Annotated in this window: 17 protein-coding genes; 12 read left to right on the top strand and 5 right to left on the bottom strand. The window is 71.5% G+C overall.

Going from position 1 to position 25472, the window contains the following annotated elements:
- Window positions 1–19: 19 nt before the first annotated feature.
- The gene (locus tag ACT3UL_RS14310) at window positions 20–547 is read right to left on the bottom strand and encodes an HNH endonuclease (protein WP_444578924.1); all 528 of its coding nucleotides are present in this window, start codon (window positions 545–547) and stop codon (window positions 20–22) included.
- 262 nt (window positions 548–809) lie between these two features.
- Here ACT3UL_RS14310 and ACT3UL_RS14305 point away from each other — a divergent pair, with 262 nt between their 5' ends.
- Window positions 810–2513: a cation:proton antiporter gene (locus ACT3UL_RS14305; protein ID WP_444578923.1), complete on the top strand. Its 1704-nt coding sequence runs from the start codon at window positions 810–812 to the stop codon at window positions 2511–2513.
- 170 nt (window positions 2514–2683) lie between these two features.
- Window positions 2684–4615, top strand: a complete 1932-nt coding sequence (nagE, locus tag ACT3UL_RS14300) for an N-acetylglucosamine-specific PTS transporter subunit IIBC (protein ID WP_444578922.1) — start codon at window positions 2684–2686, stop codon at window positions 4613–4615.
- Window positions 4616–4633: 18 nt separating this feature from the next.
- Here the strand turns inward: nagE and ACT3UL_RS14295 are convergent, their stop codons facing one another.
- Window positions 4634–8041: a phosphodiester glycosidase family protein gene (locus ACT3UL_RS14295; protein ID WP_444578921.1), complete on the bottom strand. Its 3408-nt coding sequence runs from the start codon at window positions 8039–8041 to the stop codon at window positions 4634–4636.
- 128 nt (window positions 8042–8169) lie between these two features.
- On the opposite strand from ACT3UL_RS14295, the gene ACT3UL_RS14290 reads away from it, so the two are divergent.
- Window positions 8170–9555, top strand: coding sequence for a hypothetical protein (locus ACT3UL_RS14290; RefSeq protein WP_226850132.1), 1386 nt, complete (start codon window positions 8170–8172; stop codon window positions 9553–9555).
- Here ACT3UL_RS14290 and ACT3UL_RS14285 read toward each other — a convergent pair.
- Complete coding sequence (locus ACT3UL_RS14285) at window positions 9552–10604, bottom strand: erythromycin esterase family protein (protein WP_444578920.1); 1053 nt, start codon at window positions 10602–10604, stop codon at window positions 9552–9554. The genes ACT3UL_RS14290 and ACT3UL_RS14285 overlap by 4 nt on opposite strands.
- Before the next feature lie 73 nt (window positions 10605–10677).
- Between ACT3UL_RS14285 and ACT3UL_RS14280 the strand changes: the two genes are divergently transcribed.
- The 4 genes from ACT3UL_RS14280 to ACT3UL_RS14265 all read left to right on the top strand — a co-directional run bounded on the left by ACT3UL_RS14280 (window position 10678) and on the right by ACT3UL_RS14265 (window position 17155).
- Window positions 10678–12576: a beta-L-arabinofuranosidase domain-containing protein gene (locus ACT3UL_RS14280; protein ID WP_444578918.1), complete on the top strand. Its 1899-nt coding sequence runs from the start codon at window positions 10678–10680 to the stop codon at window positions 12574–12576.
- 153 nt (window positions 12577–12729) lie between these two features.
- Window positions 12730–14907: an RNA polymerase recycling motor ATPase HelR gene (helR, locus tag ACT3UL_RS14275; protein ID WP_444578917.1), complete on the top strand. Its 2178-nt coding sequence runs from the start codon at window positions 12730–12732 to the stop codon at window positions 14905–14907.
- A 75-nt stretch (window positions 14908–14982) separates the two neighbouring features.
- On the top strand, window positions 14983–16776 hold the full coding sequence (locus tag ACT3UL_RS14270; protein WP_444578916.1) for a glycoside hydrolase family 2 protein: 1794 nt from the start codon (window positions 14983–14985) through the stop codon (window positions 16774–16776).
- A 199-nt stretch (window positions 16777–16975) separates the two neighbouring features.
- Window positions 16976–17155 (top strand): hypothetical protein, encoded by a 180-nt coding sequence (locus ACT3UL_RS14265; RefSeq protein ID WP_193117535.1) that lies wholly within the window; start codon window positions 16976–16978, stop codon window positions 17153–17155.
- A 19-nt stretch (window positions 17156–17174) separates the two neighbouring features.
- On the opposite strand, the gene ACT3UL_RS14260 is transcribed toward ACT3UL_RS14265, so the two are convergent.
- Window positions 17175–18587, bottom strand: coding sequence for a peptide MFS transporter (locus ACT3UL_RS14260; RefSeq protein WP_444578990.1), 1413 nt, complete (start codon window positions 18585–18587; stop codon window positions 17175–17177).
- 132 nt (window positions 18588–18719) lie between these two features.
- Window positions 18720–20258: a phytoene desaturase family protein gene (locus tag ACT3UL_RS14255; protein WP_444578914.1), complete on the bottom strand. Its 1539-nt coding sequence runs from the start codon at window positions 20256–20258 to the stop codon at window positions 18720–18722.
- 113 nt (window positions 20259–20371) lie between these two features.
- Here ACT3UL_RS14255 and ACT3UL_RS14250 point away from each other — a divergent pair, with 113 nt between their 5' ends.
- The 5 genes from ACT3UL_RS14250 (at window position 20372) to ACT3UL_RS14230 (ending at window position 25333) form a co-directional block, all read left to right on the top strand.
- Window positions 20372–21208, top strand: coding sequence for a siderophore-interacting protein (locus ACT3UL_RS14250; protein WP_444578912.1), 837 nt, complete (start codon window positions 20372–20374; stop codon window positions 21206–21208).
- Window positions 21208–21855 carry a DNA-3-methyladenine glycosylase I gene (locus ACT3UL_RS14245; RefSeq protein ID WP_444578911.1) on the top strand — a complete coding sequence of 216 codons (648 nt, stop codon included), beginning with the start codon at window positions 21208–21210 and terminating at the stop codon, window positions 21853–21855. The genes ACT3UL_RS14250 and ACT3UL_RS14245 overlap by 1 nt, the downstream gene beginning before the upstream one ends.
- Before the next feature lie 133 nt (window positions 21856–21988).
- The gene (locus ACT3UL_RS14240; RefSeq protein WP_444578909.1) at window positions 21989–23311 is read left to right on the top strand and encodes an O-acetylhomoserine aminocarboxypropyltransferase/cysteine synthase family protein; all 1323 of its coding nucleotides are present in this window, start codon (window positions 21989–21991) and stop codon (window positions 23309–23311) included.
- 70 nt (window positions 23312–23381) lie between these two features.
- Window positions 23382–24533, top strand: a complete 1152-nt coding sequence (locus ACT3UL_RS14235; RefSeq protein WP_444578907.1) for an FAD-dependent oxidoreductase — start codon at window positions 23382–23384, stop codon at window positions 24531–24533.
- A 38-nt stretch (window positions 24534–24571) separates the two neighbouring features.
- On the top strand, window positions 24572–25333 hold the full coding sequence (locus tag ACT3UL_RS14230; RefSeq protein ID WP_444578905.1) for a PIG-L deacetylase family protein: 762 nt from the start codon (window positions 24572–24574) through the stop codon (window positions 25331–25333).
- The last annotated feature ends 139 nt before the right edge of the window (window positions 25334–25472 follow it).

Here is a 25472-nt window from a genome sequence, read left to right as displayed (position 1 = left end):
GGTCGGCGTGCGGAGCGGGTCACACCGCGAGAAGCACCGGCAGCGCCTCGACCTGACCGCCGACGCGATAGGCCAGCGCCGGATCGTACGGCTCGAAGCGCAGATCCATGCCCGCCTCCAGCGGCGTGAGGGCGCCTTTGCGGTTATTGCACTCCTTGCAGGCGCTCACCAGGTTCCACCAGGAGGACTCCCCGCCCCGGGAGACCGGCTGGATGTGGTCCACCGTCGCCAGCAGTGCTTCGCAGGGCGGTCGTTTGGAGACGCTGCGCCCGCAGTAGGCGCAGGTCCAGTGGTCGCGCTCGTGGATCGCCCGATAGGAGAAGCCGACGGAGCGCTGTCCGGCACCTTCGACCCAGGCACCGCTCAGCTCGCGGGTCAGCTCGAGCGCGGTGGGGAGGATGCGGTCCTCGACGATGATCAGCTCCACCGGGCTCGCGACCTCGCGGCGGATCATCCCGAAGGCGTGGCGCACGGACGTGGTGTGCAGGAGCTCGCCGATCCCGGTGTCGACGTCGTACCCGCGGTTGTAGACCCTCACCACGCTCATCGTCACCACCGCCTCTCCGGACCACCCGTCATAGTGTGGTCCGCTTCACGTCCGGTTTCCACTGAATTGTGCTCCCTGGCGGCGACAAGAGTGTGACGCGAGGCCGTACGACCTGGAAACTCTGCGTGTCGGGCGCGACGTCGCCCCCCCGTCCTGAGGGAAATCCCAGCCGGGCGAGACGATCGATGAGAAAATAGGCGCACGGCCCGGAGATCGGGTGTGCCGCCGAACGGTGGAGCGAAGGCCACCGGGAGGACACTCCATGGGTTTGGAACAGTTCGAGGTCGTCGCCGTCCTGGCCGTGCTGATCATCGTCGCTGCGTCGTACTTCTCGAGCCGTTTCGGACTCGCCACTCCGATCATCCTGGTGATCGTGGGTCTGGCCGTGAGCGTCATCCCGGGGATGCCGCTGATCGCCCCGGAGCCCGAGCTGATCCTCGCGCTGGTGCTGCCGCCGCTGCTCTATTCGGCGGCCGTCAACATGCCGGTGATGGACTTCCGACGCGATCTGAAGACCATCGGCGCGCTCTCCGTGATCCTCGTCCTGGTGTCCGCCTTCGGCGTCGGGACCCTGCTGTGGGCGATCTTCCCGACTCTCAGCTTCGCCGCCGCCGTGGCCGTGGGCGCCGTGGTCAGCCCTCCCGACGCCGTCGCCGCGACCGCCATCGGCAAGCGATTGGGGCTCCCGCCGCGACTCCTGACGATCCTCGAGGGCGAGGGCCTGGTCAACGACGCGACCGCCCTGGTGCTGCTGCGCACCGCCGTCGCCGCGACGGCCGGCGCGTTCTCCTTCTGGCAGGCCGCCGGGGACTTCTTCTACGCGGTGGTGGTCGCCATCGCGATCGGTGCCGCCGTCGGGTTCGTCGCGGTGCGCATCCGTTCCAAGATCGACCAGCCCGTGCTCACCACTGCGATCTCCTTCGTCGTGCCGTTCATCGCGTTCCTGCCCACCGAGCTCGCGAACGCCTCCGGGGTGCTCGCCGTGGTCGCCGCCGGCCTGGTGACCGGCGCGAGCAGCGTGCGCCGCCTCAGCGTGGCGGACCGCAATGCCGAGCGCACCAACTGGCTCACCGTCCAGCTGCTGCTGGAGAACGGCGTGTTCCTGCTGATGGGTCTGCAGCTGCGCACGCTCGTCACGGACGTCTCCGAGGGCGGGCTGTCGGTGTGGCACGCCGTCTGGGTGGGTCTCGCCGTCACGGTGCTGCTGGGCCTGATCCGGGTCGCCTTCGTGGTCCCCGTGGTGTTCACCGCCCGCCGCCGACGTCCGGACTACGAGGAGCAGGCCCGGCGCTTCGACGAGGCGCTGGAACGGGTCTCGGCCGACGAGCGCTTCCAGCAGCACCCCCGGAGTGCACGCTTCGAGCGCTGGCTGCAGCGTCGCCGCGCCGATGCCCGGTTCTACGCCGGGAACGGGCTGGGCTGGCGCGGCGGCGCCGTGCTCGCCTGGTCGGGCATGCGCGGCGTGGTCACCCTCGCCGCCGCGCAGTCCCTGCCCACGGACTTCCCGTATCGCACCCAGCTGGTGCTGGTCGCGTTCGTGGTCGCGCTCGTGACCCTCGTCGGCCAGGGCGGGACGCTCCCGCTCCTGATCCGCGTGCTCGGCATCCGGGGCACCGACGAGGAGCAGGCCCGACGCGAGCTCGCCCTGCTGCTGGTCGAGATCAACGAGGCGGCCGCCGGTCAGGTGCTCGACAACCCCGATCTGCGCCGCCGCGGCGGTGAGCACTTCGACCCGGGGGTGCTGGAGAAGGTGCGGGAGGTGCAGGCCCGGATCGCCGATCCCCAGCTCCGCAGAGCCACCGAGGATCCCGTCAAGTCGCAGTACGCAGAGCTCATGCAGCTGATCCTCGACGCCCAGCAGGATGCCCTGAACGAGGCCCGTTCGACGGGCTCCTACGACTCCAGCACGATCAAGACGGCCCAGAAACGGCTCGACCAGGGGTCGGTGCGCGCCTCCGGGACCTGAGCGGCAACCGCACCCGGCGGTGAGCGTCATGCGGGATCCGTCATGCCTGCTCCCCCTGAGCATGGTGCTGAGCCGGTGCGGGGGCACAATGGCGGCCGTCCCCAGGCACGCACCTCCCGGCACCGTCGTCGGCCCTTCCGGTGCGTCCTCGACCCCCTCGAGAGGTACCCATGAAGTTCTTCCAGCGCCTCGGCAGATCGCTGATGCTGCCGGTCGCCGTGCTCCCCGTCGCCGCGATCCTCAGCGGCATCGGCTACTGGATCCTGGCCGCCACCGGCAACGAGACGAATGTCGTCGGCGGCTTCTTCAAGATCGCCGGCGGAGCCCTCCTCGACCAGCTCCCGCTCCTGTTCGCCATCGGCGTCGCCATCGGCATGGCCAAGAAGCCCGACGGCACCTCGGCCCTGGCGGGCCTGGTCTCCTGGCTCGTGGTCACCAATCTGCTGTCGCCGGCAAGCGTGGCGATCTTCAAGGGGATCGCCGAGGAGGATGTCAACCTCGCGTTCTCCAACGTCGAGAACGTCTTCGTGGGCATCATGTGCGGCCTGATCGGCGCCTACTCCTATGACCACTTCAAGGACTCCGAGCTGCCCGACGCCCTGGCGTTCTTCTCCGGTCGTCGCTCCGTGGCGATCGTCGCCGCCGGTGCCTCGCTCGTGCTCTCCCTGGTGCTGTTCTTCCTGTGGCCGCTCGTGTTCACCGGCCTGGTCGGATTCGGAGAGTTCATCCTGACCCTCGGCCCGCTCGGCGTGGGCATCTACGGCTTCCTCAACCGCATGCTCATCCCGCTGGGCCTGCACCATGCCCTGAACTCCGTGTTCTGGTTCGACGTGGCCGGGATCAACGACCTCGGCAACTTCCTCAACGCCACCGGCACCTACGGCGTCACCGGCCAGTACATGACCGGCTTCTTCCCCGTGATGATGATGGGCCTGCCGGGCGCCGCGCTCGCGATGTATGTGACCGCGAAGTCCTCGCGCCGCAAGGTGGCGGCGGGCGTGCTGTTCTCCAGCGCCATCGCCTCGTTCTTCGTGGGCGTCACCGAGCCCCTCGAGTTCTCGTTCATGTTCCTCGCCCCGGGCCTGTACGTGGTCCACGCCCTGTTCACCGGCATCTCCATGGCGGTCTCCGCGATGCTCCCGGTGCGGATGGGCTTCGGCTTCTCCGGCGGCTTCATCGACCTGGTGCTGGGCTGGGTGAACCCCATGGCCCAGAACCCCTGGGCGATCCCGCTGATGGGCATCTTCTGGTTCGCGGTGTACTTCGTGGTGTTCCGCGCGATCATCCTCAAGTTCGACCTCAAGACCCCCGGTCGCGACGAGGGCGACCTGCTCACCGATGAGAACGCCGTGCTCTCCGGCGAACGGAAGCACCTCGCCGAGGCGACGGCCTTCCTCGCCGCGCTCGGCGGCAAGGACAACATCACCGACCTGGAGAACTGCACGACCCGGCTGCGGATGGAGGTCGCCGACACGACGCTCGTGGACGACGGTGCTCTGAAGCGGGCCGGCGCCGCGGGCGTGGTCCGCCCGGGCGGCCAGTCCGTGCAGGTCATCTACGGCACCAGCGTCCAGTTCGTGAAGGACGCGATGGAGTCGATCATGACCGGCCGGGTCGATCCGGTCGACGACGCGCAGCTCGCGGCGGAGGCAGGGACAGAGGCCGACGGCGGCGCCGACACCGCGGTGCGCACCAGCCACCTCGTGCGCCTGCGCCAGCCGATGGCCGGTGCGGTCATCCCGCTGTCCGAGGTCCCCGATCCGACGTTCGCCCAGGAGATCATGGGCCCGGGCGTCGCGATCGAGCCGACCGACGGCGAGGTCGTCGCTCCCGCCGCCGGCACCGTGGGCCATGTGTTCCCGACCGGGCACGCGGTCGCGCTGGTGCTCGAGGACGGCGTCGAGCTGCTGATCCACGTCGGCGTGGACACGGTCCAGATGAAGGGCGAGGGCTTCACCACCATCGTGGAGGCCGGCCAGAAGGTCTCCGCCGGCACCCCGCTGCTGCGCGCCGACCTCTCGGCCATCCGCGTCGCCGGGCATCCGGCGGTCACGCCGATCCTGGTCATGAACGACAAGGATGCGCGGATCGAACTGGTCTGATCCGCGCACCCTCCGCGGTCAGCGCCCGGCGACCTCCACCGTGGAGGTCGCCGTGCGGCCGTTGACCGTGACCGAGAGGGTCGCGGTGCCCGGGCGCATGCCCGTGATCTCGCCGGTCGTGGGGTTCAGGCGCACCACGCCGCGGCGATCGGAGCTCTTCGCCCCGTCGCCGAGCACCTGCACCCCCTCGCCGCCCCACTGGGCGGTCACCGGCCAGGCCACGGGCACGGTGCGTCCGTCCTGGGTGAAGCTCGCCGAGGTGCTGGCCACACCGCCCACCGTCAGCGTCCGTGGAGCCTGCACCGAGATCTCGTCGACCCACGGATGGGTCTCGGCGGCCAGCCAGTCCACTCGGTCCTGTGTGCTCGGAGCCGTGCCGACCGCGCCGGCGGCGGGATCGACGCCGAGCATGGTCCAGCCGGTGAATCCGCCGGTGGTGGGGGTGCCGGCCGGGCTCTTCCCGGAGTTGCCGTTGATCAGGGTGGTCACGCCCTCCGTGGCCGCGCCGTGGAAGGCGCCGACGTGTCCGTTGACCAGCGCGACGGACTTCCCGGAGGTGCGGCGGAAGTCCGCCAGCAGATCCTCGACGGCGCGGGCCTCGCGCTGATCGGTGAGCTGGCTGGTCATGCTGGGCAGGGGATCGGTGGGCGGGTGGTGGAAGAAGACCGTGACCCCGGTGAGGTCCGCGTCGCCCGCGGCCTCCTCGAGCGTGCTCTCCAGCTCGGCGATCTGGTCGATGCCCCCTCCGGCGAGCGTGCCCGAGGAGGTGTTCAGCGTGACCACCCTCGTTCCGCCGAGATCCTGCTGCGTGGTGACGGGACCGAAGGCGGCCTCGAAGGTCGAGATGTCCCCGCCCATCACCTCGTGGTTCCCGGGCACGTACACGTACGGGATCTCCTCGCCCCACTCCTCCTCGAGGATCTGCGCGGCCAGGGCGAAGTCCTCGGGGGCGGCCTCGTCGACGAAATCGCCGTTGATGACCAGCAGGTCCGGTTCGGCATCCTTGATCTCGCGCAGCGTGCGACGCGCGCCCTCGACGGCCCCTGACCCGGGATCGGCGGCGATGAACTGCGCGTCGCTCAGCACGGCGATCTGCTGGGGACGATCCACCACGCTCCCGGTGGACAGCAGGGCCGGGTCGTGCACGGGCGACTGCTCGGGGAGGTCCACCGCCGGGGTGGTGATCGCCTCGAGATTCGCGACGGCGATGTCACCGGAGTACTGCGCCTCGGGGCGGGTCTCCATCATCCGCACCCGCTGCACGGTGAGCGGCTGCGCGAGGCCCTCGGGCACGGTGAAGCGCACCTGCTCCCAGCCCTCGTGGTCGATCATGTCGCCGTCGAGGTTGGTGACGGTGCCCTCGGCGTCGGCCACCTGCAGGCGCGGCCAGGCGCCGCTGGCATCGCCGCGTACGTCCATCGTGAAGGCGAGTGCATCGCCCTGGACCGTCACCGGCTCCGTCGCCACCAGGTAGAAGCCGCGGGTGGCGGTAGAGGTGGTGAAGTCGTAGCTCATCCCGATCGCAGAGCCGGCTTCGCCGTCGGGGCCCTCGGCGGCGCTGATCGTGCCGGTCGCGCGGGCCGCGTCCGTGGTGAACGCGGAGAGGTCCGAGAGGTCCAGCACCGTGGTGATCTCGGTGCCGTGGGTGAGAGCCACCGTGGTGGAGAGATCGCCGACGGTGAGGGTCGCCGAGCCCGTCTCGGTGGCGCCGGTCGCGGTGACCGTCCACGCACCGGTCCCGTCCGGGGTGACCTCGAAGCCGCCGTCGACGGCGACCTCCACGTCGGCGGTCTCGATGCGGGCCCGCTGCCCGTCGGCGTCGACGCCGTCCAGGGTCAGCTCCGCGGAGTCCTCGGCGTCGGCCAGGTTCAGGGCGCGCACCGCCGGTTCGAGGCCGACGGGCGTGCCGAGCACGCGCAGCTCCAGGCGGTCCTCGAGCGTTCCCGTCGAGTACGTCACCGAGCCGGTCCCGCGCCCGGTGCCGCGCACGACCGCGCCCTCGGCGTCGGAGGAGACCAGGTCGAGGGGCCCGTCGGCCGCGAAGAAGCCCTCCGCCTTCAGCGGTTCGAAGTTCGCCCCGAGACCTGTGCCGCGCAGGGTGCGCTGCAGGCCGGGGAAGACGGCGTTGTCGTCCAGCGAGGTGGTGGTCTGCACGGCGGTGAGCTCCTCCAGCGGGGCATCGGAGTAGAAGACGAGAGCGTTGGGGACGTCACGGACCTTTCCGTCCGAGGGACTGTTCCAGATCGAGGAGCCCTCGGCGCCGGCGGTGCGCGCGGCGAGGGCGGAGGAGCCGCCGCCGTCGAGGTTCACCGCATTGTGCGCACCCATGTCCTGCAGGATCTTCCCGGCCTCCGGCAGCGTCATGCCGCGGGAGTCGGTGGTGCGGCCATCGATGACCATGACGAACAGCTCGCTGCCGTCCCGGGACACGCCCACCGCCGTGCGCGGATGGTCGCCCGTCACGAGCGAGTCGTCGCCCATCTCGGGCACGGCGCCGTCGGTGAGGATCTGGTGGGAGCCGGCGAGGCCGAAGTCCACGTCCGCACTCGGGCCCACCTCGATGTCGACGCGGTCGCCCACCTCGAGGTCGGCGATGGTCTCCGCGCCGTCCTCGCGGCCCAGGAGCACCTGCTCGCCCTCGGCGATGTCCGGTTCGCCGGCGCTGTCCTGGAGGCCGCTGACCTCGGTGACGACGCCGTCGACGATGCTCGCGCGGGCCACCTGCTCGGCGGGGGCGTCGGGGGCGCCCATCGGACGGTCCAGGGTGTACTCGCCCCAGGCGGCGGTGTACAGACCGATGCCATCCGCTGAGATCGAGGGGTTGTTCATCCCGGCGAGCTCGAGCGAGGTGCCGTCGGCGAGGGTCGCGGTGCCCGTCGCCGAGAGCGCCTGGATCGCGGCGTGGCCGTCGGCGATGGTGAGGGCCGGCTGCGGGGAGGGGGAGCCCATCTGCACGCCCTGCTGCGAGATGGAGGTGTAGATCGGGGCGTCGGAGTGGTTGATGTCGAAGAAGGTGCCGTTGACTGCGGCCACGGCCCGGTCGCCGTGCTCACCGGAGGCCATCACCTCCTGCAGCGGCGCGCGCCCGGAGACGGAGTCGCCGTGGGCCACGTCCAGCGAGAGCGTCGGGACGTCGAGGTCCGCGGTGAGCACGCTGCCCTCGTTCCAGCCGCCGTCCTCCAGGCGGGAGAAGTTCGTGAGGTCCAGGCCCGGGGCCACCTGATAGGTGCGGGAGTCGCGGAGCACGCCGTCGGCGGCGAGCTGGTCGTCGGTGACCTCGGCGGCTGCGGGCGGGGCCTGCATCGCCTGCAGAGCCAGGGCGGAGGGGGCGAGCAGGGCGAGGGCCGCGAGCAGAGCGAGGAGCCTCGCGGGTGGGGAACCCGCTGCCGGGGAGGAGGGGCGGGTGGGCGAGGAGTGGGCGACCATCACGATTCCGGGAGAGGTGGGGAGAATGGGTGGGGGCGCCCACACCGTATGCTCCCTGCGCTCCCGGGGAGGGGCGAACGGGTGAACGTCCGGTGGCAGGAACCGTCGTGGGCCGTCATGCTGGGGGGATGGCGGAGATGACGGACGAGCAGTGGAAGCAGGAGCGCGAGCTCGTGCTGTCCGAGTACGGCACCTGGCGCATCACGGCCGATGACGAGGCCCCGGTGGCGGGAGAGGTCAGCACCCTGGAGACGCTGCTGCGCCTGAAGGCCGAGCAGCAGGGGAGCCCGGAGCCCGGATGGTGGACGCAGGAGCTCGCCACGCAGCTGCTCACCGAGGTCGTGCCGCGCACCGTCGTCCAACCGCGCGAGCGCGTGATGGACATGGTGCCCACGCTGGTGCGCTTCTTCACCTATCTCGCGGAGACCGGTCGCTGGGAAGCCGGCGCGATGCCGATCACGGAGGCGCCCGCGATGGTGGAGTCGCTGGAGTTCGCGACCCTCGAGGCGGCGGATGACCCCTCGCGCCGCTCCTTCTCCACGAACGTGCTGGGTCACGGCATGGCCCTCGGAGTCGACCTCGAGGACGACGAGCAGCTGGCCGGCTACATGCACTGGTACAACTCGCTGCCCGACGAGGAGCGCGTCGAGCTCAGCGACACCGGACGCCTGCCCGCGCCGACGGTGGCCTTCGATCGCGAGGAGGAGATGCAGGCCGCCCGGACCGACAGCACCGTCTCGGGGACCTGGCCGTGGTTCCTGCCCGCGCTCGACGAGGACGACGGGATCGCCCTGGAGGACATGGTCCCCGGGGATGACCACGCGGTCTACGCCGGCAACGCCTTCGTGCGCCGGGCCGCGGCCCTCCTCGATCTCCTCGGGGACGGGGACCGTCCCGTCACCGCCACCGGCGCGCTGAACCGGGCGGACTGCATCGTGCTGCTGGAGGGCGAGCACGCGGGGACGGCGCCGGCGGTGCGGACGATGTGGGAACGTCCCGAGCTCGCCGGTCCCTGGGTCACCCTGCTGGACGGCGGCTGGCTCGAGGTCACCGGCTCCCGGGTGCGCCGTCGGCCGGGACCCGTGCCCTACGTCGCCCCTGATGCCGACTCCGAGGCCGCAGAGGGTTTCGTCGAGTTCGGCCATGCGGTGCTCACCGCGCACCTCTTCGGCAAGGACGCCCGGGAGATGGAGGACGGAGGGTTCCGCGGGATGCCCGACACCATCGCCGCGCTGCTCACTGCCTGCGGACCCTCAGGGCTCACCCTGCCCCGCCTGCAGTCGGCCGATCCGTACGCCCCGCAGGTCCCGATCGACCCGGCCACCGGGGAGTGGGACCGCGACGAGGTCAGCCGCTTCGTCGCCGTGCAGAGGGACCTCGGCGACCTCGCCGAGATCGGGATCCTCGAGCGGGACGGCGAGCACTACACCGGTTCCCCTGCCGTGATGGTCGCCCTCGTCGCGCTGATCAGGGACCAGAACGCACCGGATGACGGAACCGACGGCCGGATCTAGCGGGCCGGGACCCAGGCGGTGTCGGCGACGCTGCCGGGCAGGTACGCAATCGCGGTGAAGTCCGAGGCGGGCCGGGCGATGTCGCCGCGCTGCGTGACGGGTGCTGAGGAGTCGATCTTCCAGCCGAGGAATCGCCGGGGCCCGGGATGGGAGAACTCGGTGGTGAGGACGAACGAGTCGTTGCGGGCGGCGAGCGCCGCCTCCGTCGAGCCGGGCAGCACTGCGGGGAGCGGCACGGAGCGGTAGTCGTCCTCGCCGGTCGACGGGTCCACCGCCCGGCACATGCCCTCACCGCACAGGATGCCGACCGCGGCGTAGTCACCGCCGAGTTCATCGGCCAGAACCTGCCCCATCGCGGGCCCTCCGTAGAAGTCGGGGTTGATCGCCACGTGCTCGTTGTGGGCCCACAGCGCGGTGAGCCCGTTCGTCGGCCGCTGTTCGAGGAGGGTGGCGGCCATGAACCTGTCGCGGAGGTGGAGATCCGGAAGCTCTGGTGCATCCCGGTAGGCCTCGATCCAGCGGAGGAGCTGACGGGCGAGGGCTCCCGTCGACGGTTCGGGACCCGTGGCGAGCCGGCGGCAGAGACGGGTGAGGTTCGCCCGGGCGGGGCCGAGGGGATCGCTGCCGCCGGCGAGCTCGTGCAGCGGCGGTTCGTCGTGGCCGCGGTCGAGCAGGCCCTGCGCGGCGAGGGACGGCTTCTTGATGTCGATCCCGAGGAACGCGATGCGGCGATCCGGGGGCAGCGAGCGGTTCAGATCCCGGAGCGCGCCGAGACCCTCGCGGATCACCGGGGTTCTCCACACGGAGGTGGCCCGGGCCCAGGCGGCGTCGAGGTCTCCGTCACCGCGAAGCGCCCTGTCCACCTGCAGACCCAGTGCGTAGGACTCCTCGAACGCGAGGGCCGAGAGCTTCCCGCGACGAGCGAGCTCGAGCACCAGCTCCATCTTCGCCGCGAAGACGTTCGCGCTGCCATGGGTCGGTTCACCCAGACCGATCACCCCGTCCGCAGGAACCAGTTCGAGGAGATGGTCGGCGGGAAGCGTGGTCACCCCTCCAGTATTGCGGCCGCGCCACCTATCGTGGAGCCGCGCACTGCTGCCACACTCCCAGGAGCGATCGACGATGACGCTGCCCACCACCCGCCTGCACGCCGCCTCCACCGCCCTGCCGCCCGGCGTGATCAGGCCCCGGGGATGGCTCGAGCGCCAGCTGCGGCTCCAGGCCGAGAACATCACCGGGCAGCTCGAGGAGATCTGGCCCGACGTGGGCGCCGACAGCGGCTGGCTCGGCGGGACGGGGGAGAGCTGGGAGCGCGGCCCGTACTACCTCGACGGGCTCGTGCCGCTCGCGCACGCCCTCGGCGACGAGTCGCTGATCGCGAAGGCCCAGCCGTGGATCGAGTGGATGCTCGCCTCCCAGCGTGCCGACGGGTTCTTCGGCCCGGCGGCGACCGAGGACTGGTGGCCGCGCATGGTCGCCGCCAAGGTCCTCGTCCAGCACGCCGAGGCCACCGGCGACGAGCGCGTGGCCCCGTTCCTGCTGCGCTGGCACCGCTACCAGCGCGAGCATCTGCCCTCACGGCCGCTGACCGACTGGGGCAGGGCACGCGGGGCCGAGGACGTGCTCACCATCGCCTGGACCCATCGCGCCACCGGCGAGGACTGGCTGCTCGAGCTCGCCGCGCTGGTGCAGGAGCAGACCTTCGACTGGAACGACCACCTCACCACCGAGCTGATCACCGGGCAGGCCCAGGTGTTCACCCACTCCACCCATGGGGTGAACGTCGCCCAGGGTCTGAAGACCGGGGCGACCGCTCATCTGCTCGACGGCGACCCCGCCCACCGCGACCGCACCGAGGCCGCCCTCGCCGCCCTGGACCGCTGGCACGGACAGGCCCACGGCTGGTTCTCCGGGGACGAGTGGCTCGGCGGGCGGGAGGCCACCGCCGGCATCGAGACCTGCCTCGTGGTCGAGATGATGCACACCGCCTCGACCCTCTCCCGCGTGTTCGGGGACGCGAACCACGGGGACCGTCTCGAATCGCTCGCCTACAACCTGCTGCCCGCCTCGAGCGACCCGTCGATGCGCGGGCACCAGTACCACCAGCAGGGCACCCAGCTCGAGATCTCCGTGGCCCGGCGGGACTGGTCCTACTCGAGCGATGACGCGAACATCCTCGGCCTCGAACCGCATTTCGGGTGCTGCACCGCGAACCTCCACCAGGGATGGCCGAAGTTCGCCACCTCCCTGTGGGCGCGCGACGCCGACGACGCACTGCGAGCGGTCGCCTACGCCCCCGCCACGGTGAGCACCGAGGTGCGCGGCATCCCGGTGCGGATCGACGTCGAGACCGACTACCCCTTCGAGGACACGGTGCGGATCACCGTCGACGCCGACGAGCCCGGCGTGCGCTTCCCGCTGCGGCTGCGGATGCCCTCGTGGTGCGAGGACCCGACGCTTCGGGTCGACGGGGTGCAGATCGCCGTCGAGGCAGGAATCGCGAAGGCAGGCAGTGATGGGCACGTCGAGATCGACCGGGAGTGGTCCGGCGAGGTGACCCTCGAGCTGACGCTGCCCATGCGCCCGCGGATCGTGCGCCGGGAGCGCCAGGCCGCCGCGGTGCACCTCGGCCCGCTCGTGATGGTCGCGAGCCCCGGGGAGATCTGGACCGAGGTGCCCGACGCCCCGGGGCTGGGGGAGTGGACCGTGCATCCCCGCACCACCTGGAACTGGGCGCTCGCAGATCTCGAGAAGGCGCCCGAGTGGGCGGTGCGTCGCGGCGCGGTGCCGGAGGTGCCGTTCTCGCTCGGCGAGGCGACGACCGTGGAGGCCGTGGGTGCCAGGGTGCGGCAGTGGGGGAAGGACGGCGCCTCCGCCGCCGTTCCGCCGGCGAGCCCGGTGCTCGACCACGGGCCGATCCATGGGATCCGCCTGGTGCCCTACGGGACGGCGAGGCTGCGGGTGATGGAGTTCCCCGTCGTCGGGGCCTGGAGCAGCGCGGACAACCAGCAGCTGTTCTGAGCCGCGGCCCGGCTCCGCGGGCCACTTCCGGCGGAATTCCCCCTGCGTCCCCCTGCGCCGTAATCCCAGTATATGCCCTGGTGGGGGGCTTGCGGCAAGGTCCCCCCGGTGCGCAAGAATCACCGGTCGATCACATCGAGCACCGGGGGAACCATGACCACGACCAGTATTTTCTACCTGCGCGGGCAACGGGCTCACAAGGCCGCGCCCGCCCGCATCGCCGCTGACGACGCTTGTTTCCGGCAGGTCGCGGAGGCGCTCGCGGCGGATATCCGCGAGGTGCAGGGCAACCTCGAGGAGACGCTCCTCCATCAGACCGGGGACGCCGCGGGACGGGTCGAGCGCGAGGCGCGCGTGGACCACTTGCGCGCACGCCTGCACGGGCTGCGGCGCGTCGAGCTGGACGCCGTGCTGGGTCGGATGACCCCGCAGGACGGTTCGGCGCCGCTCTACGTGGGACGGCTGGCGGTCCACGACGACGGCGGCACCCCGCTCCTGCTGGACTGGCGTTCGCAGGCAGCCGAGCCCTTCTTCGCCGCGACCCGTGCGCACCCGCACGGGCTGCTCTCCCGCCGCCGGTACCGCTGGGAGGGCGGCCGGATCCGCGACTACTGGGACGAGACGCTGGGGGAGAGCGCGGAGCAGGGCGACGGCGCAGAGCTCGGGACCAGCCCGGACGAGGAGTCGGCGCTGCTGGACGCCCTGACCCGCGCGCGCACCCCGCAGATGGGCACCGTGCTGACCACCCTCGCCGCAGACCAGGACGCCATCATCCGCGCGAGCTCCCGTCGCCCGCTGGTGGTCGAGGGAGGGCCCGGCACCGGCAAGACCGTCGTCGCCCTGCACCGCACCGCCTACCTGCTGTACACGGACCCGCGCCTGCGGGACCGCCGCGGCAGGGTGCTCGTCGTCGGCCCCCATCAGCCCTACCTCCGCTATGTGGCCGATGTGCTCCCCAGCCTCGGCGAGGAGGACGTGCTCACCTGCACGCTCGCCGACCTTGTTCCCGAGGGTGCGCATGCGGTCCCCGAGAGCGATCCGCAGGTGTCGGCGCTCAAGGCAGGTCCTGCGCTGGTCGCCGCGATCGAGCCCGCGGTCGCCCTGTACGAGGAGCCGCCGGAGGTGGCGCACGTGCTCGAGAGCCAGTGGGGCCCCGTGCGGCTGGAACCCGAGCACTTCGCCGACGCCTTCGAGGCCGTGCATCCTTCGACCCCGCACAACCTCGCGCGCGAAGAGATCTGGCAGGAGCTGGCGGAGATCGTCCTGGCGCAGCTCGACCCGGGCGAGGATCCGGAGGAGGACCCGGTCGTCGAGCAGGTGCGCGAGGAGCTCGCCGCGGACGAGGAGCTCGTGGTGATCGTGCACCGGGCCTGGCCGCTGCTGGAGGCGACGGATCTCGTCGGGGATCTCTTCGAGGTCCCCGCCTACCTGCGGCGATGCGCGCCCACCCTGGGTCCGCAGGAGGTGCGGATCCTGCAGCGCGAGCAGCCTCGCGCGTGGACGCTCGAGGACCTGCCGCTACTCGACGCCGCCCGGCACCGGCTCGGCGATCCGGGAGCCGACGGTCGGCGTCGCCGGCAGGACGCGGCCCGCCGGGAGACCGTCGAGGAGGTGGAGCTGATGACCGACTACCTCATCGCCTCCGACAGCTCCGACATGAAGGAGATGTCCATGCTGCGCGGCGAGGACCTGCGCAATGCGCTGGAGGATTCCACCTACGTCGAGGTCGCGGCACCGGACGTGCTGGCCGGCCCGTTCGCCCACGTCGTCGTCGACGAGGCGCAGGAGCTCAGCGATGCCCAGTGGGCGATGATCCTGCGGCGCTGCCCGTCGGAGAGCCTCACCCTCGTGGGTGACAGGGCGCAGGCGGCGCACGGCTTCACCGAGACCTGGGAGGAGCGGCTCGCCCGGGTGGGCCTGGAGCGGGTGGAGCGTTCCACGCTCACGCTGAACTACCGCACCCCGGCAGAGGTCATGGAGCACGCGGAACCGGTGATCCGGGCTGCGCTGCCCGATGCGAACGTGCCGACCTCGATCCGCGAGTCCGGGATGCAAGTGCGCCACGGCCGACCCGACGAGCTCGGCACGATCCTCCAGCGCTGGCTCGCCGAGCACGAGGAGGGGACGGTCTGCGTGATCGGGGAGGACACCGGGTACCGGCAAGAGCGCGTCATGACGCTCCCGCCCCACCTGGTGAAGGGGCTCGAGTTCGACCTCGTGGTGCTCGTGGAGCCGGAGAGCCTCGGGGCCGGCATCGAGGGCGCGGTCGCGCGGTACGTCGCGATGACCCGGGCCACGCAGGAGCTGGTGGTGCTCTCGACGGAGTCCTGATTCCCACGTGGGCAGTGAAGTTGTGGCAGGCTGTGCGGGTACCGCTGGCCCCCTCTCCACCAGGAGCGAACGACGATGACGCTGCGCGCCACCACGCATGACGGCACCCACCCCCGCCCCACGATGATGCGCGAGGACTGGACGCTGCTCGACGGCGCCTGGGGATTCGCCCATGACGACGACGCGGTGGGCCTTGCCGAGCGCTGGTTCGAGCCTGCCCGCGACGAGCACTTCGATCGCGAGATCACCGTGCCCTTCGTGCCCGAATCCGAGGCCTCCGGGATCCACGACACAGCCTTCCACCCGGTGGTCTGGTACCGCCGCACGATCACCGCGTCGGCCGCTGCCGGCACTCGGCTCCTGCTGCACCTGGGCGCCGTGGACCACGAGGCCCACGTGTGGGTGGACGGGCACCTGGCCGGGCACCACGTGGGTGGGCAGACCGCTTTCACCTGCGATCTGACCGACCTCCTCGCCGAGGGCACGGAGCACGTGCTCGTGGTGCGCGCCCACGATGATCCGCACGACGTCGAGCTGCCCCGGGGGAAGCAGGACTGGCGCGAGGAACCGCACGGCATCTGGTACCACCGCTCCACCGGGATCTGGCGCAGCGTGTGGCTCGAGACCGTGCCCGAGCAGCACGTCACCGGATTCCACTGGGACTTCGACATGCCGCGCGCCCGTGTCGACGTGACCCTGCGCCTGGCCCGTCGGCCCGAGCCCGGCACCACCGTGCGGATCGCCTTCGCGGGGGAGGAGCAGAGCCTGGGCGCCGTCGAGGTCGCCGCGCACGACCCGCGCGTGCAGACCACCATCGACGTGCCCGCGGTGCGCAACACCCAGGACCGCGACCGCCTGCTGTGGAGCCCCGAGCATCCGCACCTCGTGGACGTCACCCTGCAGGTGCTCGTCGACGGAGAGGTCGTCGACGAGGCCGCGAGCTACCTCGGCCTGCGCACCACCGGCATCGACCGCGGCCGGTTCCTGCTCAACGGGGAGCCGTACTTCGTGCGCTCCGTGCTCGAGCAGGGCTACTGGCCCACCTCCCAGCTCACCGCACCGACCCTCGCGGCGTACAAGGAGGAGGTGGAGCTGATCAAGGAGCTCGGCTTCACCGCGGCCCGTATCCACCAGAAGGTCGAGGATCCTCGCTTCCTGTTCTGGGCGGACCGGCTCGGCCTGCTGATCTGGGGCGAGACCGCCAACGCCTACTCGTACTCACCCCGCGCCGTCGCCGCGATCACCGCGGAGTGGACGGAGATCGTCGAGCAGGTGCGCGCCCATCCGTCGGTGGTCACGTGGGTGCCGATGAACGAATCCTGGGGCGTGCGCGACCTCGCCGACCACGCCCCGCAGAAGGACCTCACGATCGCGCTGACCGCGATCACCCGGGCCCTGGACCCGAGCCGGCCCGTGGTCGCCAACGACGGCTATGAGATCACCGGCGGGGACATCCTCGCGCTGCACGACTACACGACCGACGCCGCGACCCTGGAGCGTCGTTATGCCGATGACACCGCGGTGCAGGACGTCCTGGAGGGCCGGGGTCCGCAGGGTCGGCGCCCGGTCGACGACGCCGCCCAGCACGTCACCGAGGGTGCCCCGGTGATGCTCACCGAGTTCGGCGGGATCGCCTACGCCGCCGAGAACACCTGGGGCTACGCGACGGTCACCACCCCGGAGGAGTTCGAGGCGAAGGTGGGCGGGCTGTTCGCCGCGCTCAACGCCAGCCCCGTGCTCGCCGGTCACTGCTACACGCAGCTCACCGACACCCTCCAGGAGGCCAACGGCCTCGCGGACGCGGACCGTCGGCCCAAGCTCGACGCGGCCACGATCCGGGCGTTCGTGACGGGGCGCGCTGAGCGGTGATCGCACGACGGTGATCGCACGACGGTGAACGCACAACGGTGCACGCACGATGTGATGGTGAAGGCGCTGCTCGGGACGCGCTGGTCCGGTGACCACTTGGACATCTGACCGAAAGTTCCTACGGTGAGGCCATGGAACCCGTCCCCGCGTCCCGTGCCCGCCCGCCGATCCATCGGACCCGTCGGACCGGAGAAGGCCGATGATCGCGCTGCTGAGCGCGGTCGGGGCCCTCGCGGTCCTCTCCTTCGTGCTCTTCGTCGCGCTGGGCCTGCTCAAGGGCTGGCACGACACGACCGCCCGGACGCTGCTGCGCGTCGCGGGCGGTCTGGGCATCGTGTGCGCCGTGATCGGCGTGCTCATCCCCGTCGTCATGCCCTGACGGCGGGGGAGCGGGGGCGTCAGAGGACGCCGCGCATGCCCTGGTGCACCGGCTTCGAGATCGCCAGCATGATCAGGCCGATCGCGATGGTCACCGCGCCGAGGATGCCGAAGTAGGCGCCCTCGGTCTCGGCGGAGTAGAACTGCGCGAGCGCACCGGAGAGCGACGTGCCCAGGGCGATCGACAGGTTGTACAGCGCCATCATCATCACCGGGAACGCCGCGGGGGCGAGCTTCGTGGTGAGCGAGAGACCCACCGGGGACAGCGAGAGCTCGCCGAGCGTGGCGACCAGCATGATCAGGGCGATCCACAGCACCGGCACCGAGGCCACCGGGACCATCGGCAGGAACAGCAGGAATGCCGCGCCCATCAGCATGATGCCCAGGGCGAACTTCTTCGGGGTGGTGGGCTGGCGGGTGCCGAGCTTCGTCCACAGCGCCGCGAACAGGGGTGCCAGCGTGATGATGAAGAACGGGTTGAAGGACTGCGCCCAGGAGATCGGCATCTCCCAGCCGAACAGGTTGCGGTCCAGCCGGGTGTCCGAGTACAGCGTGATCACCGTGAACTGCTGCTGGAACAGCGCGAAGAACGCCGCGGTCCCGACGAACAGCGGGATGAAGGCGACCACGCGCGAGCGTTCGTCGCCGGTCACCTTCTCCGAGGTCAGCAGCAACGTGAAGATGACGACCGCGCCGACCACCGACAGGCTCACCATGATGGTCGCCAGGTTGCCGGGGTTCATCGCCCCGGTGAGCACGAGGATCAGCACCACCAGCACCACGACCACGGCGATCGCGGCCCACAGCGGGTACTTCGAGCGCGGCAGGGGATCGGGGACCACGTGCACGGTGCGCGGCAGCGACCTACGGGTGAGCAGATACTGCGTGAGCCCGACGGCCATGCCGATCGCGGCCAGCCCGAAGCCGAGGTGGAAGCCCCATTCCTTCTGGGCGAAGCCGGTCACGAGCGGACCGAAGAGCCCGCCGATGTTGACGCCCATGTAGTAGATGGAGAAGCCGGCGTCGCGCCGGGTGTCCTGGAGGTCGTACAGCGAGCCGACGAGCGTCGCGGCGGTGGCCTTCAGGCCGCCGGAACCGATCGCGACCAGCAGCAGTCCGGCGACCAGGCCTGGCACTCCCGGCACGAGGGCCAGGGCGAGGTGGCCGATCATGATCATCACGGCGCTGCCGAACAGGGTCTTCTCCGGGCCCAGCAGCCGGTCCGAGACCAGCGCGCCGAGGATCGAGAAGATGTACACCGAGCCGCCGTACGCGCCGACGATGCTGAGGGCTACGCCCTCGTCGATCCCCAGACCTCCGGCCGTGGCCGAGAAGTACATGTAGATCGCGAGGATGCCCTGCATGCCGTAGAAGCTGAAGCGCTCCCACAGCTCCACGCTGAACAGGTTCGCCAGCGGCCGGGGCTGGCCCATGAAGGTCTTGCCGGAGGGATTGTGCAGATCCGCCTCACGACTCTCGGCCGCGGGGGCCGACGGGGTCGGAGCGGAGGGGTCTGAAGAATTCACGGTCAATCATCCTGCGACACAGGACGTCCTCCGTCACGTTCAGGGACGCGGATGTGACGGGTCAGTCGCGGAGCCTGTCATGTCGGTCGCCTGCGGGGACAGGTCCGGCAGCTCGTGGATCCCGAACTCGTGGCGCAGCACCCGTCGCGCGGCGTGCCAGCCGTTCATGCCGTGCACGCCCGGGCCGGGCGGCGTCGCGGCAGAGCACAGGTACCAGCCGGTGTCGGCGAGCCGGTACGGATCCCAGCGGGCGGTGGGTCGGGCGATCATGCGCCACATGGTGACCTGCCCCAGCGAGATGTCCCCGCCCACGAGAGCGGGATTGTGGTGGGGCATGTCTGCCGCGCTCACCCCGCGAGAGGCGACCACCACGTCGCGGAATCCCGGCGCGAAGCGCTCGATCTGGCGCATGACCAGCTCGGTGGGGTCCGTGGTGTCGCCGGTGGGGACGTGGGCGTAGGCCCACAGCGGTCGCAGGCCGGCCTGGATGCGGGAGGGGTCGCCGACGGACGGGTCGCTGACCAGCGTCACCGGATGCTCGGGGACCCGGCCGGCCGCGACCTCGGCCTCGGCGGCCGCCATCTGCGCACGGGTCCCGCCCAGGTGCTGCGTGCCGGCGCGGCCCACCTCCGCATCGCGCCACGGCACCGGGCCGGACAGCACGAAGTCGACCTTCGCGGCGGCGTTGCCGTGCCGGAAGCGCCGCAGCGAGTCCTCGAGGGACCGGGGCAGTCGGTTCGCGAGGATGTCCGCCGCGGCGCCGGCGGTCGTGTCCAGCAGCACCGCTCGCGCCGACGGGACATCGCGCCAGGTGCTCACGTGGTGACCGGTGACGATCTCGCCGCCATGGGCGCGCAGGTCGGCGACGAGGGCGTCGATGATCGCCTGCGAGCCGCCGACGGGGATCGGCCAGCCGGTGCCGTGCGCCAGGGTGCCCAGCAGTGCGGAGGTGGCGCCGAGGGCGAGGGACGGAAGATCCCCGATCGCGTGGGAAGCGACCCCGGTCAGGAGGGCCCGGGCCCGCTCCGTGCGGAAGGGCAGGTTCCAGGCGGCGGTGCCCTGCAGGCCCAGCAGAGCACCGAACATCGGCGCCGCGGCGAGCGTGCGGGGGCTCAGCAGCGCCGACGGCACGGACCTCTTGTCGCCCAGGGACAGCTCGACCACCAGGTCCCAGTGGGCCGCGAGGGTGCCGAGGGTGGCGCGCCAGGCGGCGGCGTCGGCCCCGAGGCCTGCGGCGGTGCGCTCCACATCCCGCCAGGCGATCGCCGCGGGCTCGTCGTCCAGGGGCTGGGCGTAGGACGCCTCCGGGGTGCGCAGCTCCACCCCTCGGGCCCTCACGTCGAAGGCACGGAAGAACGGGCTCGCCAGGGCGAGCGGCTGCACGGCCGAGCAGATGTCATGGGTGATGCCGGGGGCGAGGCCGAGATCCAGGGTGCGGGCGCCGCCGCCGATCGTGTCCTGCGACTCCAGCACCTGCACCCGCAGCCCGGCGCGGGCGAGGGTGACGGCGGCGGCGAGGCCGTTGGGCCCCGAGCCGACGACGACGGCATCGAGCTCGGCGAACCGCTGTGCACTCATGTCCCCAGCTTAGACGTCGTGATCCGAAAGCCAGCAGAGACCAGCAGAGACCAGCAGATGAGATCCCAGCTGCCGTTCATTAACGAAACGCAGGTGTCGCGTAATGTGGAGACATGGAGACCACGCCTGCCCCGTCCGCCCCCGCGAAGCGCCCCCGGAAGCAGGCGGTGCTCGAGGTGAGGGACAAGACCCGTCTCTCCCCGCGCCTGCTCCGAGTGACCCTGGGCGGGGAGCAGTACGACCACCTCAACCGCAACGAGAACAGCGACGCCTACGTCAAGCTGCTCATCGCCGATCCCGCCTCCGGCCTGCACCCGCCATACGATCTCGACGCCCTCCGCGAGGAGCAGCCCGAGCTGCTCCCGGCACGCCGCACGTACACCGTGCGTCATTGGGACGACGAGGCCCGCACCCTCGACCTGGACTTCGTGCTGCACGGCCACGGCGAGGACAGCGGGATCGCCGCCCGCTGGGCGGACGAGGCCCTGCCCGGCGACCTGATCGCCCTCTCCGGAGCCGGCGGCGGCTACACCCCGCAGCCCGGCACCAGGACCCACCTGCTGATCGGCGACCACGCCGCGCTGCCCGCGATCGCCGCGTCCCTCGAGGCCATGGACGAGCAGGCCGAGGGTCTCGTGCTCCTCCACCTCGATCACGAGGAGGACGCGCTCGAGCTCCCACGGCCCGCCGGTGTCGAGCTGCGCTGGATCGTCGGTGAGCGCGAGCTGCTGCTCGAGGCCGTGCGCGGTCTGGACCTGTCCCGCACCGAGGGCCTGCAGGTGTTCTGCCACGCCGAGCGAGGGCTGACCAAGCAGCTGCGCCGGCTCCTCGTGAAGGACTCCGGGATCCCGCGCGAGCAGATCTCGGTCTCCGCGTACTGGGCGCTGGGTCGGATCGAGGACCAGTTCCAGGCCGAGAAGCGCGAGATCATCGGGAAGATCGACGACTGATGGCCGACGGTCTCGTCCTCGGGCCCGACGGGCTCCACCGGCCGGCCTGGGCCTCCGTGCACGAGGACCTCCGCCACTACTACGACACCGAGTGGGGCCTCCCGGTGCGTGACGAGCACGGAGTCTTCGAGCGCCTCGCCCTCGAGGGGTTCCAGTCCGGGCTGTCCTGGGCGACGATCCTGCGCCGACGCGAGGGGTTCCGGCGGGCCTTCGCCGGCTTCGAGGTCGAGGTCGTGGCCGATTTCGGTCCCGAGGACGTGGAGCGGCTGCTCCACGACGAGGGCATCATCCGCCATCGCGGCAAGATCGAGGCGACGATCTCCAACGCGCGGGCCACGATCGCCCTGCACGGCCTCGACGGGCTCGGCCCGCGCGGCGAGCTCGGGCCCGGCGCCGATCTGGCGGATCTGGTCTGGTCCCACCGGCCCGAGCGCACCCCGATGCCCGCGACCGCGCAGGACGTCCCCACCACCAGTGCCGAGTCGATCGCCCTGGCGAAGGAGCTCAAGCGCCATGGGTTCCGTTTCGTCGGCCCCACCACGATGTTCGCGCTCATGGAGGCGCTCGGCGTGGTCGACACCCATCTGCTGGGATCGCACCGCCGCGGATCCTCGCAGGTGTGGACGCAGCACGGCTCTCCCGCCTGACATGACGGTGCGTGACCCGGTGCGACGTGAAGCCCGCGCACGGCCACAGTCCGTCACACTCCTCGCGCGCACTGCGCGGTCTCCCCGAAGCTGAGCAGGATTCCGCACAGGACGACACCCCCGGGGAGGCCACGTGAGCACGTCAGCGATCCACGCAGGCTGGAGCGGCGGCGACATGCACGGCGCCGTCACACCCCCGATCTACGCCACGAGCGCCTATGCGCACCCGGACCACGATTCCCTCAAGGAGCTGTTCGCCCGGCGCCGCAGCGGCTTCGCCTATGCCCGTTCCGGCAACCCCACCACGGCGGTGCTCGAGCAGCGCCTCACCGCGCTCGAGGGTGGGATCGGGGCGATCGCGGTGGCCAGCGGCCAGGCCGCCACCACGATCGCCCTGTGCGCGCTGCTCGAGCCGGGCAGCCATGTCGTCGCCTCCGAGCTGCTGTACGGCGGAACCACCGAGTTCCTCGACGACACCCTGGCCGACCTCGCCGTGACCACCACGACCGTGGATCCCTGGGACCTCGATGCCTGGGAGCGTGCGATCACCCCGAGCACCCGCGTGGTGCTCGTCGAATCCATCGCGAATCCCGGCGCGCAGCTCGTGGACCTCGACGCGATCAGCGCGATCGCCCACGCCCATGACGTGGCGGTGGTCGTGGACGCGACGCTGTCCACCCCCGCGCTGTACCGGGCGGGCGACCACGGGGCCGACGTCGTCGTGCACTCCGCCACCAAGTACCTCTGCGGCCACGGCACCACCATCGCGGGGATCATCGTGGACACAGGGCGCTTCGACCCGCGGCGATGTCCGCAGCGCTGGCAGCGGCTGACCACCCGCAACCGGCGTTTCGGCGTCGTCTTCGCCGACGACTACGAGCGCGGCGCCTCGGGGCTGCTGTCCTACGCCCGCGCGAAGTACGTCACCGACTTCGGGACCACCCTGCCGGCGACCAGCGCGCAGCAGATCCTGGTGGGCATCGAGACCCTCGACCTGCGGATGCGCAAGATCAGCGCCGATGCCGCGACGCTCGCCGGGCGCCTGCACGGCAGCGCCGGGATCGCCCGGGTCAACCATCCGAGCATCCCGGGCCGTCCCGACGCGCACCTCGTCCGTCGCGACTTCCCCCACGGCACCTCCGGCGTGTTCTCCGTGGACCTCGCCGGGGGAGAGGAGGCGGCCGCCGCCTTCTGCAACGCCCTGGAGCTGTTCACCCTCGCCGTGAACATCGGCGATGCCCGATCGCTGGTCTGCCACCCCGGGACCACGACGCATTCGCATCTGACCGAGCCCCAGCGTCGGGCCTGCGGGGTGCACCCGGGCACGGTGCGCCTCAGCATCGGCCTCGAGGATCTCGAGGACCTCTCCGCCGATCTCGAGCGGGGCCTGGCCGCCGTCGAGGCGGTCGCACCCGGGACCGATCGAGCGGCGCAGGAACCGGCTCTGCTGAGCTGATGCCGCACAGGCCGCGGTGATGTCCGACGCGTCGGGGAACACCCCGGGCGTGCTCGGAGTTCGACCGGACATGTGGATCCCTGGAGGCAGCGTGGACGGCGTGGTGGACGTCGTGGTGATCGGTGCCGGCCAGGCCGGGCTCTCGGCCGCCCATCATCTGCTGCGCCGGGGCGTACGGCCGGCGGCGCTGGCGGCACCGGGGGAGCGCAGCGTCGTGATCCTCGACGCCGGGAGCGGCCCGGGCGGGGCGTGGAGGCATCGCTGGGACAGCCTGACCATGGCCACCGTCAACGGGATCTGGGAGCTGCCCGGGATGCCGGTGGTCGAGGCCGATCCCGCCGACCCCGCGAACCGTGCGGTGCCCGAGTACTTCGCCGACTTCGAGCGACGGTTCGAGGTCCCGGTCCAGCGGCCGGTGCGTGTGGTCCGGGTCGAGGACGACCCGGAGACCGCCGCCCAGGAAGGGACGGCACTGCTCCGGGTGCACGCCCTCGGGCCCGATGACGTCCCGCTGCCGCCGCTGCGCACCCGCGCGATCCTCAACGCCACCGGGACCTGGACGAGACCCTTCCTCCCCGCCACTCCGGGTGCCGCCGACTTCCGCGGCCGGCAGCTGCACACCGTGGACTATGTGCGGGCCGCGGACTTCGCCGGTCAGCGTGTGGGCATCGTCGGGGGAGGGATCAGCGCGCTCGGCTTCCTCCAGGAGATCGCCGACGTGGCCGAGACGTTCTGGTACACGCGGCGGGAGCCCGTGCTCGAGGACGGCCCGTTCACCCAGGAGGACGGGCGCGAGGCGGTCGCCGGGGTCATCGAGCGGGTGCGGCAGGGGCTTCCGGTGGGCTCCGTCGTCTCGAACACCGGCCTGCGCTGGACCCCCGCGCTGCGGGACGCGCAGCGTCGTGGGCTGCTCGAGCGCCGCCCGATGTTCGTGCGGATCACCCCCGACGGCGTGCGCGAGGCCGACGGGACGGAGACCGGGCTCGACACGATCCTGTGGGCCACCGGGTTCCGCCACGAGCTGCGCCATCTGCGGCCGCTGGGCCTGCACAACGCCGTCGGCGGCATCGCCCTGGACGGCACCGCCGTGGTCTCGGACCCGCGCATCCACCTGCTGGGCTACGGCCCCAGCGCCTCGACGATCGGCGCCAATCGTGCCGGTCGCGCCGCGGTCACCGCGCTGCTGGCCGCGCTCGAGCGCGAACCGGCGGTCTCTGCCTAGAGTGGGCAGGGACCCGCCACCTGCCCAGGAGGATCCCGATGACCGACACCGCCGCCCAGCCGCTGCCGCCCTTGCCGGAGCACGGGATCCGTCGGGTGCTGTGCGTGGTCGCCCACCCCGACGACATGGAGTACGGCGCCTCCGCCGCCGTCGCCGCCTGGACCGCGGCCGGCATCTCCGTGACCTACCTGTTGCTCACCCGCGGCGAAGCGGGGATGGCCGAGGACCCCGAGCTCGTCGCCCCGCTGCGCGCGACGGAGCAGCGCGGCGCCTGCGACGTGGTCGGCGTGGAGGATCTGCGGATACTCGAGCATCCCGACGGCATGCTCGAGGCGACCCTCGTCCTGCGCCGCGACATCGCCCGCGTGATCCGCCAGGTGCGCCCGGATCTCGTGCTCACCACGAACTTCGACCTCGAGGCCTACGGATCGCTGAACCAGGCCGATCATCGCGCCGCCGGCCTCAGCGCCGCCGACGGCGCCCGCGACGCCGCCAATCCCTGGGTGTTCCGTGAGCTGCGTGAGCAGGAGGGACTGGAGCCATGGAGCGCCCGCGCCCTGCTCGTCGTCGGCCATCCCGACCCGACCCACGCCAAGGCGGTCGGGCCCGAGCAGGTGCAGGCGTCGGTGGACTCGCTGCGCGCCCATGCCGCGTATCTCGCGCACGTGACCGGGCACCCGGTGCCCGAAGGGTTCATCCCCCAGATCCTCCGCGACGGCGGCGAGGCCGCCGGGACCGAGCACGCCGTGACGATGCGGGTCCACGACCTCGGTGGGCTCCGGAGCGCCGAGAGCGACTGACCACCGCACTTCTGGACCGAGCGGTCGTCAGCACCCTTGTCGTCCTCCGGGCACGCTCCTAAGGTGATGACCACACAGGACGATGAACATCGGCGCCCCGGCGCGGTCACGTCTCCGCACCCGGGCTCCGGGAAGGAGC

This window comes from Brachybacterium sp. 107, from assembly GCF_052379725.1.
GTDB lineage: Bacteria > Actinomycetota > Actinomycetes > Actinomycetales > Dermabacteraceae > Brachybacterium.
Note: the sequence above shows the minus strand (reverse complement) of the source record. Positions and strands in the feature narration are given on the sequence as shown.